Genomic DNA, 20,523 nt, shown 5'->3' with positions numbered 1-20,523 from the left:
AATGAAATATATTTTTTAATTACAAATTAAAAGCCTAACATCTCACACGTTAAGGGCTAATCAGCCTTATGGCTGAATAACAAATAAATATCGTTAATACTCAAACGAAAATAATATATCATGAAAAAACAACTTCTCTGCGTCGCTGCACTTGCGTCTTTAGCTGGGGCGGCAAATGCTGACGACTTTCTTGGCTATCAGAATGGTTTCGCGGACATCAATGTCAATTATTTAGACTGGTCTCACCGCACCGAAACTAAATCAGAAAACACCACTCGCAAAAAAGATTTTGCCTACATTGAGTTAGAAGGCGGAGCTAACTTTAATTGGGGTGAATTGTATGGATTTTTTGATGTCGAAAATCCATTCCACAAACGTCGTACTGAGCCTGGCCGTAACCAACGTTACACCATCAAAACGACAGGTCGTTTCTATCTAGGCGATAGTGGCTTTAACGTTTATGGTCATGTTTACGGTACTTGGTCAATGCCAGGTGCTAAATATGGCGGCAATTTCCATGAAGTCAACACATTATATGGCTTAGGCTACAACACTTCATTCGGTGATCTGTGGTTCAAACCATTCGTTGCATTACATTATGTTGACCAAACTTTCTACTCAGGCAATAACGGCTATGTGGTTGGTTGGGTTGCAGGTTATGGCTTCAAGATGTTTGAAGAAGATTTCATGATCACTAACTGGCATGAAATGGAATTTGCTCGTCATAAGCGCTACGGCAACGGTGGGCGTGACGGCGTCAATGGTGCTCTCGCCTTTTGGTGGAATGCAACACCACACTTAGCTGCGGGTGTGCAATACCGCTATGCTGACAATAAGCTAGGCGATGATTTTTATCAAGACGCAATCATTTATACATTAAAATATACATTCTAAGTGTTTATATTTAACTGTAGAAAAATTTAAAAACTCTCTTTTCTTTTCAAGAAAATAACAATTTTTCTTAGTTGTTTTAGCCGATAAGATGGCCTCAAGCCTCTTATCGGCGTTAAAAGCCGTATTTTCACCTACCATTTTATTTAACAATCAGATCAGTTGTTTTAATTTTTGCTCATTTTTGTATATATTTTTCTTTGAAAAAAGACAAAGATATTTTAGTATTAGTCCTGTTTTAGCAAAATATACCTATAATCTGCATGACTTTTAACTATTTAATCATAAGTTCTTCACATGTGATCATATTAACATAAAGAGCTAACAATCCCGTTTCTTTACCTTACAATTGTTTACACTCACATAACCTTACCGTAGAATGCCCCCACTGATGAAACGACAATTAGAATCTTTGTCATTTGGGGTCGTGGATGAGACTTATGAACTACAAAAAAAGCATTGGGGCACTCTCACTTGTTGTCGCTACCTTATTATTAGGTGGTTGCGATATGGTGTTGATGGACCCTAAAGGCGCCGTTGGCGTTAAACAAAAAGAGCTGATTCTTATTGCAATCGGCTTAATGCTGGTTGTTGTCATTCCCGTTATTTTCATGGCGTTTATTTTTGCTAGAAAATATCGTGAATCCAATAAATCAGCAACTTACCGTCCTAACTGGGCTCACTCAAATAAAATTGAGTTAGTCTGCTGGACTGTTCCTATCATCATTATCATTATTCTAGGTACAATCACTTGGAAAACGACTCATGAGCTTGATCCATATCAGCCATTAGTCAGTGATCAGGAACCTGTCACAATTGAAGTTATTTCCGCTGACTGGAAATGGATTTTCATCTATCCAGAGCAAGGTATTGCAACAGTTAACGAAATAGCATTCCCTACCGGTGTGCCAATCAACTTCAAAATCACATCTGATTCGGTGATGAACTCGTTCTTCATTCCATCTTTAGGTGGCCAAATCTATGCGATGGCAGGTATGCAAACTAAACTTCACTTAATTGCCAACGAACCTGGTACCTACAAAGGCTTCTCAGCAAGCTATAGTGGTCATGGATTCTCTGACATGAAGTTTAATGCTATTGCAACACCTGATCGTCAAGGTTTTGATGAGTGGGTACAAAAGGTAAAAGCTTCACCTAAAACTATGGATACAATGCAAGCTTTCGACGAAGTCGCTAAGCCTAGCATGAATGTTCCTGTTACCTACTTCTCTAGCGTGAAACCAAATCTGTATGAAGACATCATTCTCAAGTTTGGTCATGAGCACCATAAAGGTCACGCTCCTGCGGACAAGAAAGATGAAGCCGCAGGTCAATCTATGCATATGAGCCATAATGCTCATACAGGCGCTGAGGAATAAGGGCATGTTCGGAAAATTAACACTAGATGCTATTCCGCTCCATGAGCCAATTGTCGTCGTGACATTGATTTGTATCATTCTCGGCGGCCTTGCGCTTCTAGGTGCGATCACCTACTTCGGTAAATGGAAGTGGTTGTGGAAAGAGTGGTTAACCTCTGTTGACCACAAAAAAATTGGTGTCATGTACATCATTGTTGCAATGGTCATGTTGTTCCGTGGTTTCGCGGATGCCATCATGATGCGTGGTCAGCAGGTACTTGCTTCTGCTGGTCAAGAAGGGTTCTTGAATCCTCATCACTATGACCAAATTTTTACCGCACACGGCGTTATCATGATTTTCTTCATGGCAACACCATTTGTTGTCGGTCTGATGAACCTTGTTGTTCCTCTGCAAATTGGTGCACGTGATGTTGCGTTCCCATTCCTGAACTCACTGAGCTTCTGGTTCTTCGTTGTCGGTGTTGTGCTGATTAACATCTCTTTAGGGGTGGGTGAATTCGCACAGACAGGTTGGTTAGCTTATCCGCCTTTATCTGGCTTGGAGTACAACCCTGGTGTCGGGGTCGATTATTGGATATGGAGTCTCCAAATATCCGGTATTGGTACACTATTAACAGGGGTTAACTTTATCGCGACAATTATCCGTATGCGTGCACCGGGTATGTCGATGATGAAAATGCCAGTATTCAGCTGGGCAGCACTCTGTACTAACGTACTGATCGTTGCAGCATTCCCTATCTTAACAGTCACCATCACACTACTGACTTTAGACCGTTATCTAGGTACCCATTTCTTCACTAACGATATGGGCGGCAACATGATGATGTACATCAACCTGATTTGGGCTTGGGGTCACCCTGAGGTGTATATCCTTGTTCTACCTGTATTTGGTGTATTCTCAGAAATTGCAGCAACCTTCTCGAAAAAACGTTTGTTTGGCTATACCTCTCTGGTATGGGCAACTATCGTTATTACCGTTATGTCGTTCATTGTATGGTTGCACCACTTCTTTACGATGGGCTCGGGGGCAAACGTCAACGCCTTCTTCGGTATCGCTACGATGATTATCGCAATCCCAACTGGGGTTAAGATCTTCAACTGGCTGTTTACCATGTACCAAGGTCGTATTGAGTTCAAATCACCGATGCTATGGACTGTCGGCTTCATTATCACCTTCTCTGTTGGTGGTATGACTGGGGTTCTACTTGCTGTACCTGGTGCAAACTTCGTTCTACACAACAGCTTATTCCTGATTGCTCACTTCCATAACGTTATCATTGGTGGTGTGGTATTCGGATGTTTCGCTGGTATGACTTACTGGTTCCCGAAAGCTTACGGCTTCACGCTGAATGAGAAATGGGGCGTTCGTGCCTTCTGGTTCTGGATTGTTGGTTTCTTCTTAGCATTTATGCCGTTGTATATCCTTGGCTTTATGGGTATGACTCGTCGTTTAAGCCAAAACATTGACCCAACGTACCACGGTATGCTGGTTGCAGCGGCTTGCGGTGCAGGTCTAATCGCAATTGGTATTGCATGCCAAGTTATCCAAATCATCGTGAGTATCCGTGATCGTCATGCTAACCGTGACTTAACCGGAGACCCATGGGGCGGACGTACTCTGGAGTGGGCAACTTCTTCTCCACCACCATTCTACAACTTCGCTATTGAACCTAACGTTCAAACGCGTGATGCTTGGTGGGATATGAAAGAAAAAGGCATCGCTCATAAGAAACCTGCTTCATATGAAGAAATTCATATGCCGAAAAATACCGGCGCTGGCGTGATTATCGCGGCATTTAGCTTGGTTTTAGGTTTCGCGATGATCTGGCACATCTGGTGGCTCGCAATCGTTGGTTTCGCTGGCATGATTGTTACTTGGATTGCAAAAAGCTTCGACGAAGATGTTGATTATTACGTACCTGTGGCTGAAATCGAAGAAATCGAGAATAAGCACTTTGAAGACTTACGTAAGGCAGGTGTGAACGATGTCAACTAATACAATGACTAATCAAAACTTAGCCCATGCAGAGCATGGGCACCATGATGCAGGTGGGACAAAGGTATTTGGTTTCTGGCTCTACATAATGAGCGACCTGATTCTATTTGCTTGCTTGTTTGCAACTTATGTTGTTCTAGCCGATGGCACCGCTGGTGGTCCTGAAGGTAAAGATATTTTCAGCCTGAAATTCGTTCTGGGTGAAACATTCTTACTTTTATTCAGTAGTATTACCTATGGCTTCGCAATGATTGCGATGCATAAAGGGAAAATCCCAGCAGTCAACTTATGGCTATTCGCAACCTTCCTGCTAGGCCTTGGGTTCGTTATCATGGAAGTGTACGAGTTCCATGAACTGATCGCTGAAGGACTGGGTCCTGACCGTAGCGGTTTCCTATCAGGTTTCTTTGCTTTAGTTGCAACACATGGTCTGCACGTAACAGCAGGTTTGATCTGGATTATCGTTATGATGATTCAAGTCACTCGTCGTGGCCTAACTGACGTGAACAAAACGCGTTTGAACTGCCTTAGCTTATTCTGGCACTTCTTAGACGTTGTTTGGATTTGTGTATTTACCGTTGTTTATCTTCTGGGGGCTATTTAAATGAGTCATGCAAAAGATGCTCACACTGGAGCAAGCCACGGTAGCGTTAAAACATACCTGATTGGCTTTATTCTATCCGTCATCCTGACAGTGATCCCATTCTGGATGGTGATGGAAGGTACTGCATCACAAGCCGCTATCCTTTGGACTGTTGTCGGTATGGCAGTTGTGCAGATCCTTGTACACTTAGTCTGTTTCCTGCACATGAATACATCATCAGATGAGCGCTGGAACCTGATTGCATTTCTGTTCACTATGCTAATCATCGGTATCGTTGTTGTTGGCTCTCTGTGGATTATGTACAACCTGAACATCAATATGATGCTCGACTAAAGAGTTGCCGATATGTTTAAGCAATACCTGCAAGTGACCAAGCCAGGAATTATTTTCGGAAATCTAATTTCTGTGATCGGCGGTTTTCTACTTGCCTCAAAAGGCACGATTGATTATCCGCTGTTTATTGCGACTTTGCTGGGTGTATCACTGGTCGTGGCTTCTGGTTGTGTTTTTAACAACTATATCGACCGTGATATCGACCGTATCATGGAAAGAACGAAGAATCGCCCTTTAGTTAAAGGGCTGATTGACCCGAAGATTAGCCTGATTTACGCCGCTGCATTAGGTATTGCTGGCATGCTGCTACTTCTTGTAGCAGCGAATGCTCTGGCAATGCTCCTTGCGGTGATTGGTTTCATCGTTTATGTAGGTATCTATAGCCTATATATGAAACGTAAATCAGTCTATGGCACGCTAATTGGCAGTTTATCTGGTGCAGCACCTCCTGTTATTGGTTACTGTGCCGTCACAAATGAGTTCGATACCGGTGCATTGATTCTGTTATTGATCTTCAGTTTGTGGCAGATGCCACATTCGTATGCTATCGCGATTTTCCGTTTTAAAGACTATAAAGCAGCCAATATTCCTGTTTTGCCTGTTATTAAGGGGATCTCTGTGGCTAAAACCCATATCTTCTTATATATCTTGGCATTTATGGTCGCCACACTGATGTTAGCTATCAGCGGATACGCTGGTTATAAATATTTAGTTGTTGGTGCGGCTGTTAGTCTTTGGTGGCTTGGCATGGCAATCTCCGGATTTAAAACCGAAAATGATGACCGTGTTTGGGCTCGCAAACTGTTTATCTTCTCCATTGTGGCTATCACATCGTTGAGTGTCATGATGTCTGTTGATCCAACAGTTTCAACCGATACTGTTATAGCTTTAGTTAGATAAATTCTAACACGCAGTTACTCTAACGGCAGGCTAGTCCTGCCGTTTCATTTAGTCACCATGTTTTCGAACGTTTTTATTTGACGAATCGACCTACCCTATCGAATAACTTTTATGTTTTAATACCCGCTTATTCATGCCTAGCATAGCGAGATAATGCCTTTCTATGCTCAAAATAATAACTAACAATATTCTAATTTGTTGTAATAAGGCAAAATGTGACTAATTCCTAGATAAATACATTCATAACTGACCAGGGTTAGTGAATGAAGCCAACACAGCTACAGCTTGAAGTATGACGAGTATTTATGAAAGATAACAAAATGACCACCTCCGAACTCCGTGCTACATGGGGGTTAGGTTCAGTTTTCTCCCTACGTATGTTAGGGATGTTTATGGTATTACCCATTTTGACCAGCTATGGTATTCATCTTAAGGACTCATCAGAATTTTTGGTAGGCCTAGCGATTGGTATTTATGGCTTAAGCCAAGCTATCTTTCAGATACCGTTTGGTTTAATGTCGGATAAAATTGGTCGTAAGCCCTTAATTATTATTGGGCTAGTTATCTTTATTATTGGTAGTGTGATTGCCGCTCTCAGTGATTCCATATGGGGCATTATTATTGGCCGAGCCTTGCAAGGTGCTGGCGCTATTTCTGCCGCCGTTATGGCATTACTTTCCGATTTAACGCGTGAGCAGAATCGAACCAAAGCAATGGCTTTTTTAGGAATTAGCTTTGGTATCACTTTCGCTATTGCCTTAGTATTAGGCCCGATCATCACTCATTGGATTGGGTTAAGCGGGCTATTTTGGGGAATCACCCTATTAGCAGGAGGCGCTATCATCGTTACCCTGTTTGTTGTACCGAATAGCCGCCAGCATATTACTAACCGAGAATCCGCTTTTGTTAAAGGAAATTTACGGGCGGTCATTACTCACCCGCAATTATTGAAACTCAACTTAGGCATCTTAAGCTTACACACCTTGCTCATGTCCAGCTTCGTCGCTTTACCTTTAATGATGAGCGATGCGGGATACCTAGCCAAAGACCATTGGAAAGCTTACCTTATCACCATGCTGGTCGCTTTTGTTTCAGTGCTTCCCTTTATCATCTACGCTGAAAAACACCGAAAAATGAAGCAAGTGTTTTTATTCTGTATTGTGATACTGGCTTTAGCTGAAATAACCTTATGGCTGTCAGGAAGCCATTTGTGGGTGATTTTCGTTGGCTTACAACTGTTTTTTGTTGCCTTTAATATTATGGAGGCGATCCTTCCTTCTTTAATCAGTAAAGAAGCTCCCGCAGGTTATAAAGGTACCGCAATGGGGGTTTACTCCACCAGCCAATTTCTAGGTGTCGCTATCGGAGGGATACTCGGCGGTTGGTTATATGATATAGATGGCGCAGCCGCGGTATTTATCGGTGGATTAGCAGTAACAGCCATTTGGTTTGTTGTTAGCTTAACCATGAAGCAACCACCTTATGTCAGCAGTATTCGCCTTGTGTTACCACCTCAATTTAAAAACACCGCTAAGTTACAAGCACTGCTCTTATCTCAACCCGGTGTACTTGAGGCCGCGATTATCCCTGATGAAATGGGCGTCTATGTGAAAGTGGATAGAAAATTGACCTCCCGAGAACAACTCGAGTCTATCATCAAAGACCAAATATAATCGCTATAGCCCACAACGATAAATGCTGTGGGCTTTTTTACGTGTTAGTCTCGGAAGTTAGTAAATTGGAATGGCTGGCCTAAATTACCAGAACGGACGAGCGCCATTACCGATTGCAAATCATCACGTGATTTACCGGTTACTCTCACTTGCTCCCCTTGGATCTGTGCCTGTACTTTCAATTTACTATCTTTAATTAGCTTCACGATTTTTTTGGCTGTGGCAGTATCAATTCCCTGCTTTAGGGTCACTTCAACACTGTATGTTTTACCACTATGCACAATGTCATCAGGGACATTCAATACAGCACCATCAATACCACGTTTTGCCATTTTTTCACGTAAAATGTCTAATAGCTGCTGAACTTGAAAGTCTGACTCACTAGTGACCTTAATTGATTCGCTTTTTTCATTAAGTTCGAAGCTCGCCGTCACATTTTTAAAATCCCAGCGAGTGGTTAATTCACGATTAGCATTTTCAACCGCATTGCGGACTTCATTCATTTCTACTTCAGATACAATATCAAATGATGGCATAGTTATGACCTCCTGATAATCAATGCGATGCATGATAGCTGCTTTCTATTGACAGCAAAAGTACTATACTGGAAATATGAGTTTACATATGTCTATATCGTTATATTCTTACAAGCTTAGAAGAAATGGTTCATAGGGGAAATATGAAAATAACGCTTATAGGTTGTGGTGCCATCGGCAAGCTGTGGGTTGCCGCATTAGCTGAACAAGGGCATGATATTCAAGGATGGTTACGTATCGCTCAATCCGATATATTTGTTGATGTTAATGAGCCTGACGGGCGTATTTTTCGTGAATTAATCCCTTGTAACAACCTTAATCACTTACATAATAGTGAACTCGTTATTGTCTGTTTAAAAGCATGGCAAGTGTCCGATGCCTTACTCCCTTTGCTTCATAATATCCCCGAATCCTGTCCAATTTTATTACTGCATAACGGCATGGGAACGCTTGAGGAATTAGGCCCTTTACGGCATCCTTTTTTATCTGGCGTGACCACCCACGCTGCGTGGCAAGAAAATAATCAGGTTTTTCATGTTGCGAACGGCATAACCCATATTGGTGCCATCAATTCACTTGCTGAAAATTACTATCCGATTGCCGATATTTTGCATGAAGCCCTACCGGATGTTGCATGGCATAACCAAATTTTAAATACGTGTTGGCGAAAACTGGCTGCAAATTGTGTTATTAACCCATTAACCATCCTTTATGATTGTAAAAATGGTGATTTACTTAATCATCCAGAACAAATCAATACGCTCATCGATGAGATTTGCCAAGTGATGGCAATTGAAGGGCTACATACCGATAAAACTCAGCTCGTTAATTATATTTATGGCATCATTCACAATACAGCCAATAACTACTCTTCAATGCTGCAAGATATCCGTAATAAACGCCGTACAGAGATTGATTACATTACTGGCTACCTGATTAAACAAGCGAGAGCTCACGGGCTTCATACTCCTGAGAACGATCGTTTATACCATTTAGTTAAACAGCGAGAAGAAAAAAATGACGGTTTCCGTGCTGATATGCATCGCCAATGGTAGTGAAGAAATAGAGACAGTCACTACAGCCGATCTATTAGTTAGAGCAGGTATTAAAGTAACTTTAGCCAGCGTGACTGATGATGGCTCTGTTAATATAACAGCGTCGAGAGGACTCAAAATCATCGCTGATACGCCTTTAATTAGGGTTGCCGATGATCCTTTCGATGCAATTGTGCTTCCGGGTGGATTAAAAGGTGCAGAGGCCTTCCAAAATAGCCCTCTCGTCATTGAAAAAGTAAGACGTATGCATCTTGATGGCAAAATTGTTGCCGCAATCTGCGCCGCACCTGCGCTGGTATTGGAATATCATCAATTATTTCCCATGGGGAATATGACATGTTTCCCAACCCTACAAGATCAGATTGCAGCCAATAAATGGGTTGATAAACGAGTGTATTTTGATGAGCGAGTGAATCTATTAACCAGTCAAGGTCCTGCAACTACCTTTGATTTCGCCTTAAAATTGATTGAGTTGCTAGTTGGCCGTGATATCGCTGGCAAGGTTGCATCTCAATTAATTTTACCTAATGGGATTAATGATTACTTAGAGCAGTAATGACAAAAAGCCGAAACAGCGTAGCGGGATCGGCTTTTATCTTATAGAACGTAGCGAGTTACGGGCGATAGACTTTCACATTACTAAAGCCTTGTTCTTGCAGATACAGCGCTTGCAAGCGGCTCATCACACCACGATCACAGTACAGTAAATAAGTCTTTTCTTTTGGTAAATCACCAAACTGCGTTCCCAGTCGATAGAATGGAATATGTTTAATTTCAATTCCCTCGATCGACAATGGATTATCTTCATGCTCATCCACAGAGCGAATATCTAAAATGATTTCATTGTCTGGTGAAAGCTCACTCACCATTTCCACTTCTGTCACTTGTTCGCGACTTTCTTGTGCAATCTGGCGGATATCAATATTTTGTGCGTGTTCAACCACATCGTCTAAAATACTGAAATCAAAATTTGCTTCTTCTGCTTCAATTCTCGCTTTAACCGCTTTAACGGTAGGACTTTTCGAAATCACGCCACAATATTCAGGCATCGTTTTAGCAAAATCCTCAGTACCGATTTGGCGAGCTAGTTTGATGATATGCTCTTTGTCATGAGAAATCAGAGGACGCAATACCAACGTATCTGAAGCATTATCAATCAAACGTAAATTGGTCAGTGTTTGGCTTGATACTTGTCCTAATGCCTCGCCAGTGACAATCGCTTGTACACCATAACGTTCGGCGACTTTAGAAGCTGCACGTACCATCATGCGCTTCAGTACCACTCCCATTTGGCCATCATCAACTTTTTCAAGGATTTCTGCCACAACAGGTTCAAAATTAACCGCAATAAAGCGAACTTTATGTGAACTGCCAAAGCGGTTCCATAAATAGTGGGCTATTTGTTTAACGCCAATTTCGTGGGCTGCACCGCCTAAGTTAAAGAAACAGTAGTGCACTCGACAACCGCGGCGCATCAACATATAACTGGAAACGCCTGAGTCAAAACCACCTGAAATCAGCGACAGTACATCTTCTTGAGTACCAATTGGGAAACCACCAATACCTTCATAACGCGCTTTCACGAGGATCAAGTTTTCGTCTTCGATCTCCAAATGCACGGTGAGATCAGGATCGGTTAATTTCACTTTTGCAGATGAAATATGTTGATTTAAGCCACCACCGATGTAGCGTTCCGCTTCAATCGATGTAAACTCGTGCTTCCCTCTGCGTTTTACGCGAACACAAAAGGTTTTGTTTTCTAGTAATGCACCGTATGCCTCATGCGCCATTTCATAAATATGATGTAGGCTAGTAAACGGTTTTTCTTCAACTTCTAAAATATGGTGAATACCAGGGATTCGAGTCAGCATGTCACAAATTTCGTCGTGCTTTGTTTCCCCTTTAACACGCACTTCGATGTTATCCCAATGACGGACAACCGCGATTTCTTCGCCTAATGGTTTGAGGACATTACGGATATTGCTGGTGAGGATCTTAATAAAACGTAGCCTAACGGTTTGGCTTTTAATCGTAATTTCTGGGAATAACTTAATGATAAACTTCATAATAGCAGCATGTTAATGTTATAGGGGCCAGCGCACGTATTTTAAAAGTGACACACGTACAGGTTACCAATTGTCAATAAAGAAGCGTATTATAGCACTATCTTGTGTGTTGAATCTAAAAACACTAAGAATAAATTGTATCCGTAGCGAGACTACGCTAGTCTGCTAAATGAATATAATCCCTTGATTGAATGATTGAATATTTGTGGTTGAAGAAAGATGGCTAAAGAAAAATCTCAACAAGTACCAGTAGTTAGCTTCGAAAACTCACTCAAAGAACTTGAGGAAATTGTTTCTCGCCTTGAGTCTGGCTCACTACCACTTGAAGATGCTCTCAATGAATTTGAACGAGGCATTCAAATCGCTAAACAAGGGCAAAAAGTCCTCCAACAGGCTGAACAACGCGTTCAAATTCTCCTTAGCGATGATGAAAATAAAGCACTTGATGATTTTTCACCAGATACCGAATAAATTATGTCTGAACAACACCTTAATAGCTTCATAGTACAACAACAACAAGCGTATGAGCGAGTTAACCAATATCTATTAGATGCTTTGGATGCGCTTCCTTTCTCACATTTACCGCTTGCTGCTGCGATGAAGCATGGCGCATTGCTCGGTGGTAAGCGCCTACGCCCATTTTTAACCTATACTGTAGGAAGTATGCTTGGTGTCGCGACCATTAATCTTGATGCACCAGCGGCGGCGGTTGAATGTATTCATGCCTATTCACTCATTCATGATGATCTCCCAGCGATGGATGATGATGATTTACGCCGTGGGCAACCGACATGCCATATAAAATTTGGTGAAGGAAATGCGATTTTAGCCGGCGATGCGCTACAAACATTAGCATTCCAATTACTTTCCTCCGCCCCCATGCCAGATGTCACTGATAAAGATCGGATTGCCATGCTGTCAGAGCTGGCTTATGCCAGTGGTTTAGCAGGCATGTGCGGTGGACAAGCCCTTGATCTTGAAGCTGAAGGTAAACGTGTCGGCCTTGCGGAACTAGAGCAAATTCATCAACATAAAACAGGTGCACTCATACGAGCGGCCATTCGCATGGGCGCCTATGCCGCTGGAGATAACGGCTATCAAATATTATCTGCTTTAGATCATTATGCTGAAGCTATCGGTCTGGCATTTCAAGTACAAGACGACATTCTAGATGTCATTGGTGACAGCGAAATCACAGGTAAGCGTCAAGGTGCAGATGCAGAGCATGAAAAGAGCACTTATCCCTCATTACTGGGGCTTGAAGCAGCTCAAGAAAAAGCGCGTGAACTTTATTTTAATGCCCTTGAAGCCTTAAAAGTCATTGAAGCACAAGGCTATAATACGCAAACCTTAATCGCATTAGCTAATTTCATTATCGAGCGTAAAAGCTGATCTTATATAAAGCCACTTTACATTCAGACGTATGATGATAAAAGTGGCATAATAGCTGAATTCGAACGCTGGGATTACCCAGCGTTATACTCTAAATAATTCGTAGTACCGCTGAGCGAACAACCAATAAGTCGCTAACAGCACCGCAAACTAGATGCCCCATAGGGTTGGGCCTAGTCAACAATGCGGCAACTGGATATATGACGAGTATATTACCTTTTAACAATTATAATAGTAGTGAGCCCCTAATGAGTATTGATATCGCTAAGTATCCAACACTAGCGCTGGCAGAAACACCGGAAGAGCTTCGTTTGCTACCGAAAGAAAGCCTGCCTAAGCTATGTGATGAACTCAGGCAATTTTTACTTAGTAGTGTTGGTCGATCTAGCGGTCATTTTGCCTCTGGTTTAGGCGCCGTTGAACTCACCGTCGCATTACATTATGTCTATAAAACCCCTTTCGATAACCTCGTTTGGGATGTCGGTCATCAAGCCTACCCACATAAAATTTTGACGGGACGCCGCGATCGTATCGATACCATTCGCCAAAAAAATGGCTTACATCCCTTTCCTTGGCGTGATGAAAGTGAATATGACGTACTCAGTGTCGGCCACTCATCAACTTCAATCAGTGCCGGCTTAGGTATGGCTATTGCCGCTGAAAAAGAAGATAGGAATCGTAAAACCGTCTGTGTGATTGGTGACGGCGCAATTACTGCCGGCATGGCTTTTGAAGCGATGAACCATGCTGGTGATGTCGCGCCGGATATGTTAGTCATTCTTAATGACAATGAAATGTCTATTTCTGAGAATGTTGGAGCACTTAATAATCACCTTGCGCATTTACTTTCTGGCAAGCTTTATACCACCTTACGTGAAGGTGGAAAAAAAGTGTTCTCGAACATGCCGCCGATTAAAGAGCTCTTAAAGAAAACCGAAGAGCATATCAAAGGTATGGTTGTTCCAGGCACCATGTTTGAAGAACTTGGTTTTAACTACATCGGTCCAGTTGATGGCCATGATGTTGTTGCGCTCGTACAGACGCTGAAAAATATGCGCGATCTAAAAGGCCCTCAGTTCTTACATATCATGACCAAAAAAGGTCGTGGCTATGAACCAGCCGAAAAAGATCCAATTAGCTGGCATGCTGTGCCTAAATTTGACCCTAGCACTTTTACTTTACCTAAAAGCAAAGAAACGGGGCCTACATTCTCTAAAATTTTTGGCGATTGGCTGTGTGATGAAGCACAGAATGATAGCAAACTCATGGCGATCACACCTGCAATGCGTGAAGGTTCCGGTATGGTGCGTTTTTCAAAAGAGTACCCCGACCAGTACTTTGACGTTGCTATCGCCGAACAGCATGCGGTGACCTTTGCTGCTGGCTTAGCTATCGGAGGCTACAATCCTATTGTTGCAATTTACTCCACTTTCCTACAACGCGGCTACGACCAAGTGATCCACGATATCGCGATCCAAAAAGTGCCTGTTTTATTTGCTATTGATCGTGCTGGGATTGTTGGTGCAGATGGTCAGACTCATCAAGGTGCTTTTGATATCTCCTATCTCCGTTGTATCCCAACATTGGTGATCATGACGCCAAGTGATGAAAATGAATGTCGTCAAATGCTGCATACAGGCTACCACTATAAAGAAGGCCCAAGTGCTGTTCGCTATCCTCGAGGAACAGGAACAGGTGCTGAGCTTCAACCTCTCGAAACCCTGCCGATTGGTAAAGGAGTCATTCGACGCCAAGGTGAGAAGGTGGCGATCCTCTGCTTTGGTACTTTGCTCAAGCATGCATTAGTTGCCGCTGAAGAACTTAATGCAACCGTGGTTGATATGCGTTTTGTGAAACCATTGGATGAAGAATTAATTTTGGAAATGGCAAATAGTCATGAAATGTTAGTGACGCTAGAAGAGAATGCCATCATGGGTGGTGCGGGTAGTGGTATTAACGAATTTCTGATGCGCGAGCGCAAGATGATCCCCGTATTAAACCTTGGATTACCTGACTTCTTTATTCCTCAAGGTAGTCAAGATGAGCTTATTGCAGATCTCGGTTTAGATAGCCAAGGCATTCTGAACGCTATCGAGCAGTATCAACAAAAACTGTAGTGTCTAAAATAGACAGGTATTGTTAGGGTAACAAGCAATACCTGTTTTTTCTTGGTACTTCATCCTATTCCCTCTGTAATTTAATGTTGAATTGCACTCATATTTTTTAATATCTCAGTATAAAATTAGCGGGATCATTAGTTAGATCAATTTCAAGCAAATTTCTTTTAAAAAGGATCTTGCTTTTATCTCAAATAAAGTTCAGTATGGATTTAACATCTATTTACCCTCATAAGAATTTTGTCAATATTGACATAAATATCTCATATTTATATGAGATCTACGCCTCATTTTTGTTTTAGCTGCCTTTTGGCAGCTTTCTTTTATGAATAAAAAATGACTTTTTATTCATACACTTAAAGAATACTTAATCCCCCTCTTTATATGTAAGTATTTATACTAATAAGCCTGTTTATTCTTTTATATAAATTATCTCAGCATTATTTTGCCAGCAAAATATAAAATAAAATATTTTATGGATTCAAGATCCCTTTATAACGATCTGTTGCGATCAATAATAATAAAAAAGCCCGTGACAATGACTGACACGGGCTGATTTTTTTATGCGTTATTATCTAGGATTAATTATCAATATTTTCTAATACAAAATGATCAAATCCTTTTAATGCCACATCTACAACCTGATTATCACAATAATAACTGATCCCCTCAGATTGCGGTTTGATCTGCCCAATACAAGTAAAGTTGGCACCGGTATGCGCTAGTGCCATTTCGAGTGCACCACGGTTTATCTCAGGAACTGTGAAGCAAAGCTCATAATCCTCGCCGCCACTGAGAGACCAAATACGCGCTTGCTCTACGGAACAGTTTTGCTGTAATGCTTCAGAAAGTGGTAATGCATCAAGATTAATACGTGCACCACAGCCGCTAGCTTTCAAGATATGGTTTAGATCGGAAATTAATCCATCTGAAATATCAATGGCGGAAGAGGCCAGATTGCGTAATGCTTGGCCTTGCAAAATACGTGGCTGAGGACGCAAATGGCGTCCCAGTAACCATGCTTTTTGCTTTTCATCTTGGATATCTAACCTGCCCTGCAATATTGCTAGACCGGCAGCGCTATCACCCAGTGTCCCCGTCACATATATCCAGTCTCCATTACGAGCCCCTGACCGTGACAACGCTTTTCCATGTGGCACTAAGCCATGTACCGTATAAGTTAAACTCATCGGGCCACGCGTGGTGTCTCCACCAATTAACTGCATACCGTAATAATTAATCTGCTCAAACAAGCTATCACTGAATTGCTCTAACCAATGGAGGTCAACATGAGGTAATGTAATCGCCAGTGAAACCCAAGCAGGATCCGCCCCCATCGCAGCAAGATCACTTAAATTAGAGGCTAATGATTTGTAGGCTAGATCCGCAGGGGAAATTTCAGGTAGGAAATGAATACCAGAAACCAGTGTATCAGTACTGACAGCAAGCTGCTGTTTTTCTGGTATGGTCATCAACGCACAGTCATCACCAATACCGATATTCACATCCCGTCGATTGGTAGTTTGACGGTTAAAGAAACGTGCGATGAGGTCAAATTCGCCATATGACATGGTAGCTTTTCCATTTTCGCTATGCCTAGTATCATATTTATCATGGATACATACGCATAAAATATAAAGATAGGCTGGAACCCAGCCTACCTCATTACTACTGTAGTATTACAGGAGGGAACCCTGATCAATGTTTATTTTTTACGACGAACAGCTGGCGCAGCCTTATCAAGTACACCATTAACAAATTTATGGCTATCTTCTGCACCGAATACTTTAGCAAGTTCAATGCCTTCATTAATAGCAACTTTATAAGGGACATCTTCACGGTAGCTAAGTTCATACATAGCAACACGTAAAATCGCTTTCTCTACCTGTCCCAGCTCTTCGAGTTGGCGAGATAAGAAAGGAGCCATGAGTTGATCCAATTTCGCAGCGTTATTCGCTACTCCAGATAACAGTTCACGAAAATAAATAACGTCAACGTCAGACATGTCCTGTTCAGCAATAAATTCATATTCCACATCGGAAACGTTATTACCGGATAATTGCCATGAATAGATGGCTTGCACAGCACACTCACGAGCGCGGCGACGAGCAGCAGGTTTCACAAGATTCCCCTTAAATAAAAACTAAATCAGCCTTTTACAGCTTTAAGTACATTAATCATTTCTAATGCTGTCAGTGCTGCTTCAGCACCTTTGTTACCAGCTTTAGTGCCAGCGCGTTCAATCGCTTGCTCAATATTCTCTGTGGTCAGAACACCAAAAGTGACAGGAATTTCACTGTTCATTGCTACATGAGATAGGCCTGAGCTACACTCTCCTGCAACAAACTCGAAATGGGCGGTTCCACCACGGATAACCGTGCCTAACGCAATGACTGCATCATATTTTTTCGTTTCAGCTAACGCCTTAACTGTTAGTGGTAGCTCATAAGCCCCCGGTACCCACACAACAGTAATGTTGTCTTGAGAAACTTGGCCGATACGCTCTAAAGCATCAACAGCACCGTCCAGCAGACTATCATTAATAAAGTTGTTAAAACGAGCGATTGCAATGGCGACACGCGCTTGTGGCGCGGCAACAACACCTTTAATTACGTTCATAGCCTTCCTTTAATATTAATTATACTCGTCATGCTTCAGGTTGCAGCGTTTTACCTTACCTACGGTAAGAACCCCATTCGCCCTAGCCATACAGCGAACTATACATCTAGCGACGCTTTCACTTATTACCGAGCTGCACCTCGAATGATGAACAGTATACAACCCGTGGGGCGCGGATTTTATCACATTCTTTCATTAATCGCGTGGTTGAATTTTAGCAAAACGATAAAAAACTTTTATTACCACACGGGACGTAGTCTAACACGTAGATCATCACCAACCTTTTGCACATCCGTAAATGCAAATTTTGGCGCATCAGACAAATGCGCAAGAGCCGGAAAATTGACTAATCCGTGCGCGGTATCGCCTAGCAGTTTAGGTGCAATATAAACAATAAGCTCATCCACTAAACCGAGCTTAAGTAACGATCCGGCCAGTGTTGGTCCTGCTTCTACCCATATACTGTTCACATTACGCTTAGCGAGCTGCATCATCAGAATCACTAAGTCAATGCCATTGTCGTCACTGGGTATCGCTAATTGTTCAACTTGCCCCTGCCATACGGCATCGACGTCAGGTTGTGGGCGTACAAGCCAACATTCACCTGATAATTGAGTCACCTTATGCTCTGCCGTGACTTTGTTCTGCTGATCCAACACAATTCGAATAGGCTGACGTACCGTCTTTTCTGGGTAAATAGTTTGTATATTTTCTGGTAACTCATTCCATCGAACAGTCAAAGAAGGATCATCTGCTAATACGGTACTGCTGGTACTTAAGATGGCGCTTGCCTGCGCTCGCAATACTTGAACATCCTGCCGAGCAGCGGCAGAGGTAATCCATTTACTTTCGCCAGAGGCAAGCGCTGTCTTACCATCAAGAGAGGCTGCCAGTTTCAATTGAACATAAGGGAATGCTGTACGCATGCGCTTGAGAAAGCCTTGATTTAATCGCTCAGCTTGCTCCATCAAAACCCCACTGGCCGTTTCGATACCTGCTTGAGACAGCATATATAGGCCACGACCTGCAACTTGTGGGTTAGGGTCTTGCATAGCGGCCACAACACGGCTAACACCGGCTTTAATTAAAGCTTCAGCACAAGGTGGTGTACGACCATGATGGCTACACGGCTCTAATGTGACATAGGCGGTTGCACCTTTTGCGTTTTCCCCTGCCATACGCAAAGCATGAACTTCAGCGTGAGGCTCCCCAGCCTTCTGGTGGTAGCCTTCACCCACAATTTCGCCATCACGTACAATAACACAGCCAACATTTGGGTTTGGTGACGTAGTAAAACGACCTTTTTGGGCAAGCTCAAGCGCCCGCGCCATGTAGATGCGGTCTTGTTCAATCATGTTATTAATCCTGTAATTTAGCGATTTCTTCGCCAAATTCCCGCACATCTTCAAAACTGCGGTAAACCGAGGCAAAACGGATATAAGCGACTTTATCCAACTTTTTCAACTCATCCATCACTAAATTACCAATCAATTTAGAAGGGATTTCTCTTTCACCCGTTGCACGGAGTTGTGATTTGATAGAAATAATCGCCTGTTCAACCGCATCTGCACTTACAGGGCGTTTTTCCAAGGCTTTTTGCATGCCTCGGCTAAGTTTTTCTTCATCAAACGGTTCACGTATTTCATCACTTTTAATTACCCGTGGCATAACAAGTTCAGCCACTTCAAAGGTGGTGAAGCGTTCATGGCAAAGCAGACATTGACGGCGCCTGCGCACTTGAGAGCCTTCACCAACTAGACGCGAGTCAATTACTTTCGTATCTACAGCTGAGCAAAATGGGCAGTGCATAGTGTTTCCTGATTCTTATTTCGGGTAAACAGTGTAACCCAGAGCTCAATAAAAAACACCCCGCAAGACTGTACATTTGCAGTCTAACGGGGTGTTTCACGTTTTTAGCTCGCTTTTCAAAACCCAAAAGATAGCGTTAATTGGCCTACTAGCATGACAGGCCTTCTGCTAAATCAGATTAAGGCAGTAAAGACTCTTGGTCTGCACCTTCTTTCTCAACTTTAGGAGGAAGTAAATGCTCACGTCTCATTCCCATCTTCAATGCTAATGCAGAAGCAACATAGATAGATGAGATAGTACCAATAGTGACACCAATCAACATTACCAATGAGAAGCCTTCTAACATTGCGCCACCAAATATATACAGCATCAAAACCACCAGTAATGTGGTTGCAGATGTCATAATGGTACGGCTTAATGTTTGGGTAAGAGAGACGTTCATGATTTCATAAGGTGTACCGCGACGGATCTTACGGAAATTTTCACGAATACGGTCAGATACTACGATACTGTCGTTCAGTGAATAACCAATAACAGACATCAATGACGCAACAATCGTCATATCGATCTCAATATGGAATAACGATAAGATACCTAATGTAATGATAACGTCATGGGCAAGTGCTAATACCGCACCCGCAGCAAGACGCCATTCAAAGCGGAAACCAACATAAATCAGAATACAGATAAGCGCGGTTAACAATGCCAGTGCGCCTGTTTGAGCCAATTCAGCGCCAACACTTGGCCCCACAAACTCAATCCGCTTAACTGTCGCCTGTTCATCAACATTTTTATTGATGATAGTGATGATCTCTTTACCAACTTCTTGACCCGCCACACCTTCGATAGGGGGTAGACGGATCATAATGTCACGGCTACTACCAAAGTTTTGGATCAGAGGGTCTTTGTGGTCCGTATTAGAAAGACTATCACGAATCTTATCCAAGTCAGCAGGCTGACTCAGGTTGATCTCGATTACCGTCCCCCCCGTGAAATCAAGTCCCCAGTTGAACCCTTTAACCCCGATGACCACAAAAGATGCGATCAGCAGTACGATAGAAATCCCAAAGGCAACGTTGTCCCAGCGCATAAAGTCATAGACTTTACGGCCATAGTTCAATTGTTCAACAGTATAATCCTGTGCCACAACGTG

Annotated in this window: 20 protein-coding genes; 12 read left to right on the top strand and 8 right to left on the bottom strand. The window is 42.4% G+C overall.

Translation table 11 applies throughout. The features are described 5' to 3' along the window. Positions 1–120 precede the first annotated feature (120 nt). The 7 genes from G3341_RS03525 (at position 121) to G3341_RS03495 (ending at position 7,776) form a co-directional block, all read left to right on the top strand. The gene (locus tag G3341_RS03525; protein ID WP_154622791.1) at positions 121–894 is read left to right on the top strand and encodes an outer membrane protein OmpK; all 774 of its coding nucleotides are present in this window, start codon (positions 121–123) and stop codon (positions 892–894) included. A gap of 428 nt (positions 895–1,322) precedes the next feature. Further along, complete coding sequence (gene cyoA, locus G3341_RS03520) at positions 1,323–2,270, top strand: cytochrome o ubiquinol oxidase subunit II (protein ID WP_154622792.1); 948 nt, start codon at positions 1,323–1,325, stop codon at positions 2,268–2,270. Positions 2,271–2,274: 4 nt separating this feature from the next. Next, positions 2,275–4,266: a cytochrome o ubiquinol oxidase subunit I gene (cyoB, locus tag G3341_RS03515; protein WP_154622793.1), complete on the top strand. Its 1,992-nt coding sequence runs from the start codon at positions 2,275–2,277 to the stop codon at positions 4,264–4,266. Further along, on the top strand, positions 4,256–4,870 hold the full coding sequence (locus tag G3341_RS03510; RefSeq protein WP_154622794.1) for a cytochrome o ubiquinol oxidase subunit III: 615 nt from the start codon (positions 4,256–4,258) through the stop codon (positions 4,868–4,870). The genes cyoB and G3341_RS03510 overlap by 11 nt, the downstream gene beginning before the upstream one ends. Further along, a complete protein-coding gene (locus tag G3341_RS03505; RefSeq protein WP_154622795.1) occupies positions 4,871–5,203 on the top strand; it encodes a cytochrome o ubiquinol oxidase subunit IV in 333 nt (110 codons plus the stop codon). It abuts the gene before it with no gap. 12 nt (positions 5,204–5,215) lie between these two features. After that, positions 5,216–6,103, top strand: a complete 888-nt coding sequence (cyoE, locus tag G3341_RS03500; RefSeq protein ID WP_070926781.1) for a heme o synthase — start codon at positions 5,216–5,218, stop codon at positions 6,101–6,103. Positions 6,104–6,408: 305 nt separating this feature from the next. Beyond that, complete coding sequence (locus tag G3341_RS03495) at positions 6,409–7,776, top strand: MFS transporter (RefSeq protein WP_163860712.1); 1,368 nt, start codon at positions 6,409–6,411, stop codon at positions 7,774–7,776. A gap of 44 nt (positions 7,777–7,820) precedes the next feature. Here G3341_RS03495 and G3341_RS03490 read toward each other — a convergent pair whose 3' ends face one another. Beyond that, positions 7,821–8,312: a YajQ family cyclic di-GMP-binding protein gene (locus tag G3341_RS03490; protein ID WP_154622797.1), complete on the bottom strand. Its 492-nt coding sequence runs from the start codon at positions 8,310–8,312 to the stop codon at positions 7,821–7,823. Positions 8,313–8,455: 143 nt separating this feature from the next. On the opposite strand from G3341_RS03490, the gene panE reads away from it, so the two are divergent. Together panE and yajL are read left to right on the top strand one after the other, a co-directional pair. Beyond that, positions 8,456–9,367: a 2-dehydropantoate 2-reductase gene (panE, locus tag G3341_RS03485; protein WP_154622798.1), complete on the top strand. Its 912-nt coding sequence runs from the start codon at positions 8,456–8,458 to the stop codon at positions 9,365–9,367. Beyond that, on the top strand, positions 9,330–9,923 hold the full coding sequence (gene yajL, locus G3341_RS03480; RefSeq protein WP_154622799.1) for a protein deglycase YajL: 594 nt from the start codon (positions 9,330–9,332) through the stop codon (positions 9,921–9,923). The genes panE and yajL overlap by 38 nt, the downstream gene beginning before the upstream one ends. 58 nt (positions 9,924–9,981) lie before the next feature. On the opposite strand, the gene thiI is transcribed toward yajL, so the two are convergent. Then, positions 9,982–11,433: a tRNA uracil 4-sulfurtransferase ThiI gene (gene thiI / locus G3341_RS03475; RefSeq protein WP_154622800.1), complete on the bottom strand. Its 1,452-nt coding sequence runs from the start codon at positions 11,431–11,433 to the stop codon at positions 9,982–9,984. Positions 11,434–11,652: 219 nt separating this feature from the next. Between thiI and xseB the strand changes: the two genes are divergently transcribed. The 3 genes from xseB to dxs all read left to right on the top strand — a co-directional run bounded on the left by xseB (position 11,653) and on the right by dxs (position 14,942). Continuing rightward, positions 11,653–11,904, top strand: coding sequence for an exodeoxyribonuclease VII small subunit (xseB, locus tag G3341_RS03470; protein ID WP_004926992.1), 252 nt, complete (start codon positions 11,653–11,655; stop codon positions 11,902–11,904). A 3-nt stretch (positions 11,905–11,907) separates the two neighbouring features. Beyond that, positions 11,908–12,825 (top strand): (2E,6E)-farnesyl diphosphate synthase, encoded by a 918-nt coding sequence (gene ispA, locus G3341_RS03465; protein WP_163860711.1) that lies wholly within the window; start codon positions 11,908–11,910, stop codon positions 12,823–12,825. 248 nt (positions 12,826–13,073) lie between these two features. Further along, a complete protein-coding gene (gene dxs, locus G3341_RS03460) occupies positions 13,074–14,942 on the top strand; it encodes a 1-deoxy-D-xylulose-5-phosphate synthase (RefSeq protein WP_154622802.1) in 1,869 nt (622 codons plus the stop codon). A 581-nt stretch (positions 14,943–15,523) separates the two neighbouring features. Here dxs and thiL read toward each other — a convergent pair. From thiL to secF, 6 genes are all read right to left on the bottom strand, one after another. Next, positions 15,524–16,513 carry a thiamine-phosphate kinase gene (gene thiL / locus G3341_RS03455; RefSeq protein WP_154624255.1) on the bottom strand — a complete coding sequence of 330 codons (990 nt, stop codon included), beginning with the start codon at positions 16,511–16,513 and terminating at the stop codon, positions 15,524–15,526. 134 nt (positions 16,514–16,647) lie between these two features. Then, positions 16,648–17,064 (bottom strand): transcription antitermination factor NusB, encoded by a 417-nt coding sequence (gene nusB / locus G3341_RS03450; RefSeq protein ID WP_163860710.1) that lies wholly within the window; start codon positions 17,062–17,064, stop codon positions 16,648–16,650. Between the two features lie 26 nt (positions 17,065–17,090). Further along, positions 17,091–17,561, bottom strand: coding sequence for a 6,7-dimethyl-8-ribityllumazine synthase (gene ribH / locus G3341_RS03445; RefSeq protein WP_154624256.1), 471 nt, complete (start codon positions 17,559–17,561; stop codon positions 17,091–17,093). Positions 17,562–17,800: 239 nt separating this feature from the next. Next, positions 17,801–18,916 carry a bifunctional diaminohydroxyphosphoribosylaminopyrimidine deaminase/5-amino-6-(5-phosphoribosylamino)uracil reductase RibD gene (ribD, locus tag G3341_RS03440; RefSeq protein WP_154624257.1) on the bottom strand — a complete coding sequence of 372 codons (1,116 nt, stop codon included), beginning with the start codon at positions 18,914–18,916 and terminating at the stop codon, positions 17,801–17,803. Between the two features lie 4 nt (positions 18,917–18,920). After that, positions 18,921–19,370, bottom strand: coding sequence for a transcriptional regulator NrdR (gene nrdR / locus G3341_RS03435; protein ID WP_154624258.1), 450 nt, complete (start codon positions 19,368–19,370; stop codon positions 18,921–18,923). 178 nt (positions 19,371–19,548) lie between these two features. After that, the gene (gene secF, locus G3341_RS03430) at positions 19,549–20,517 is read right to left on the bottom strand and encodes a protein translocase subunit SecF (protein WP_163860709.1); all 969 of its coding nucleotides are present in this window, start codon (positions 20,515–20,517) and stop codon (positions 19,549–19,551) included. Positions 20,518–20,523: the final 6 nt, after the last annotated feature.

Source organism: Providencia vermicola, from assembly GCF_010748935.1.
Classification (GTDB): domain Bacteria; phylum Pseudomonadota; class Gammaproteobacteria; order Enterobacterales; family Enterobacteriaceae; genus Providencia; species Providencia zhejiangensis.
This window is presented reverse-complemented; position numbering and strand designations above follow the sequence as displayed.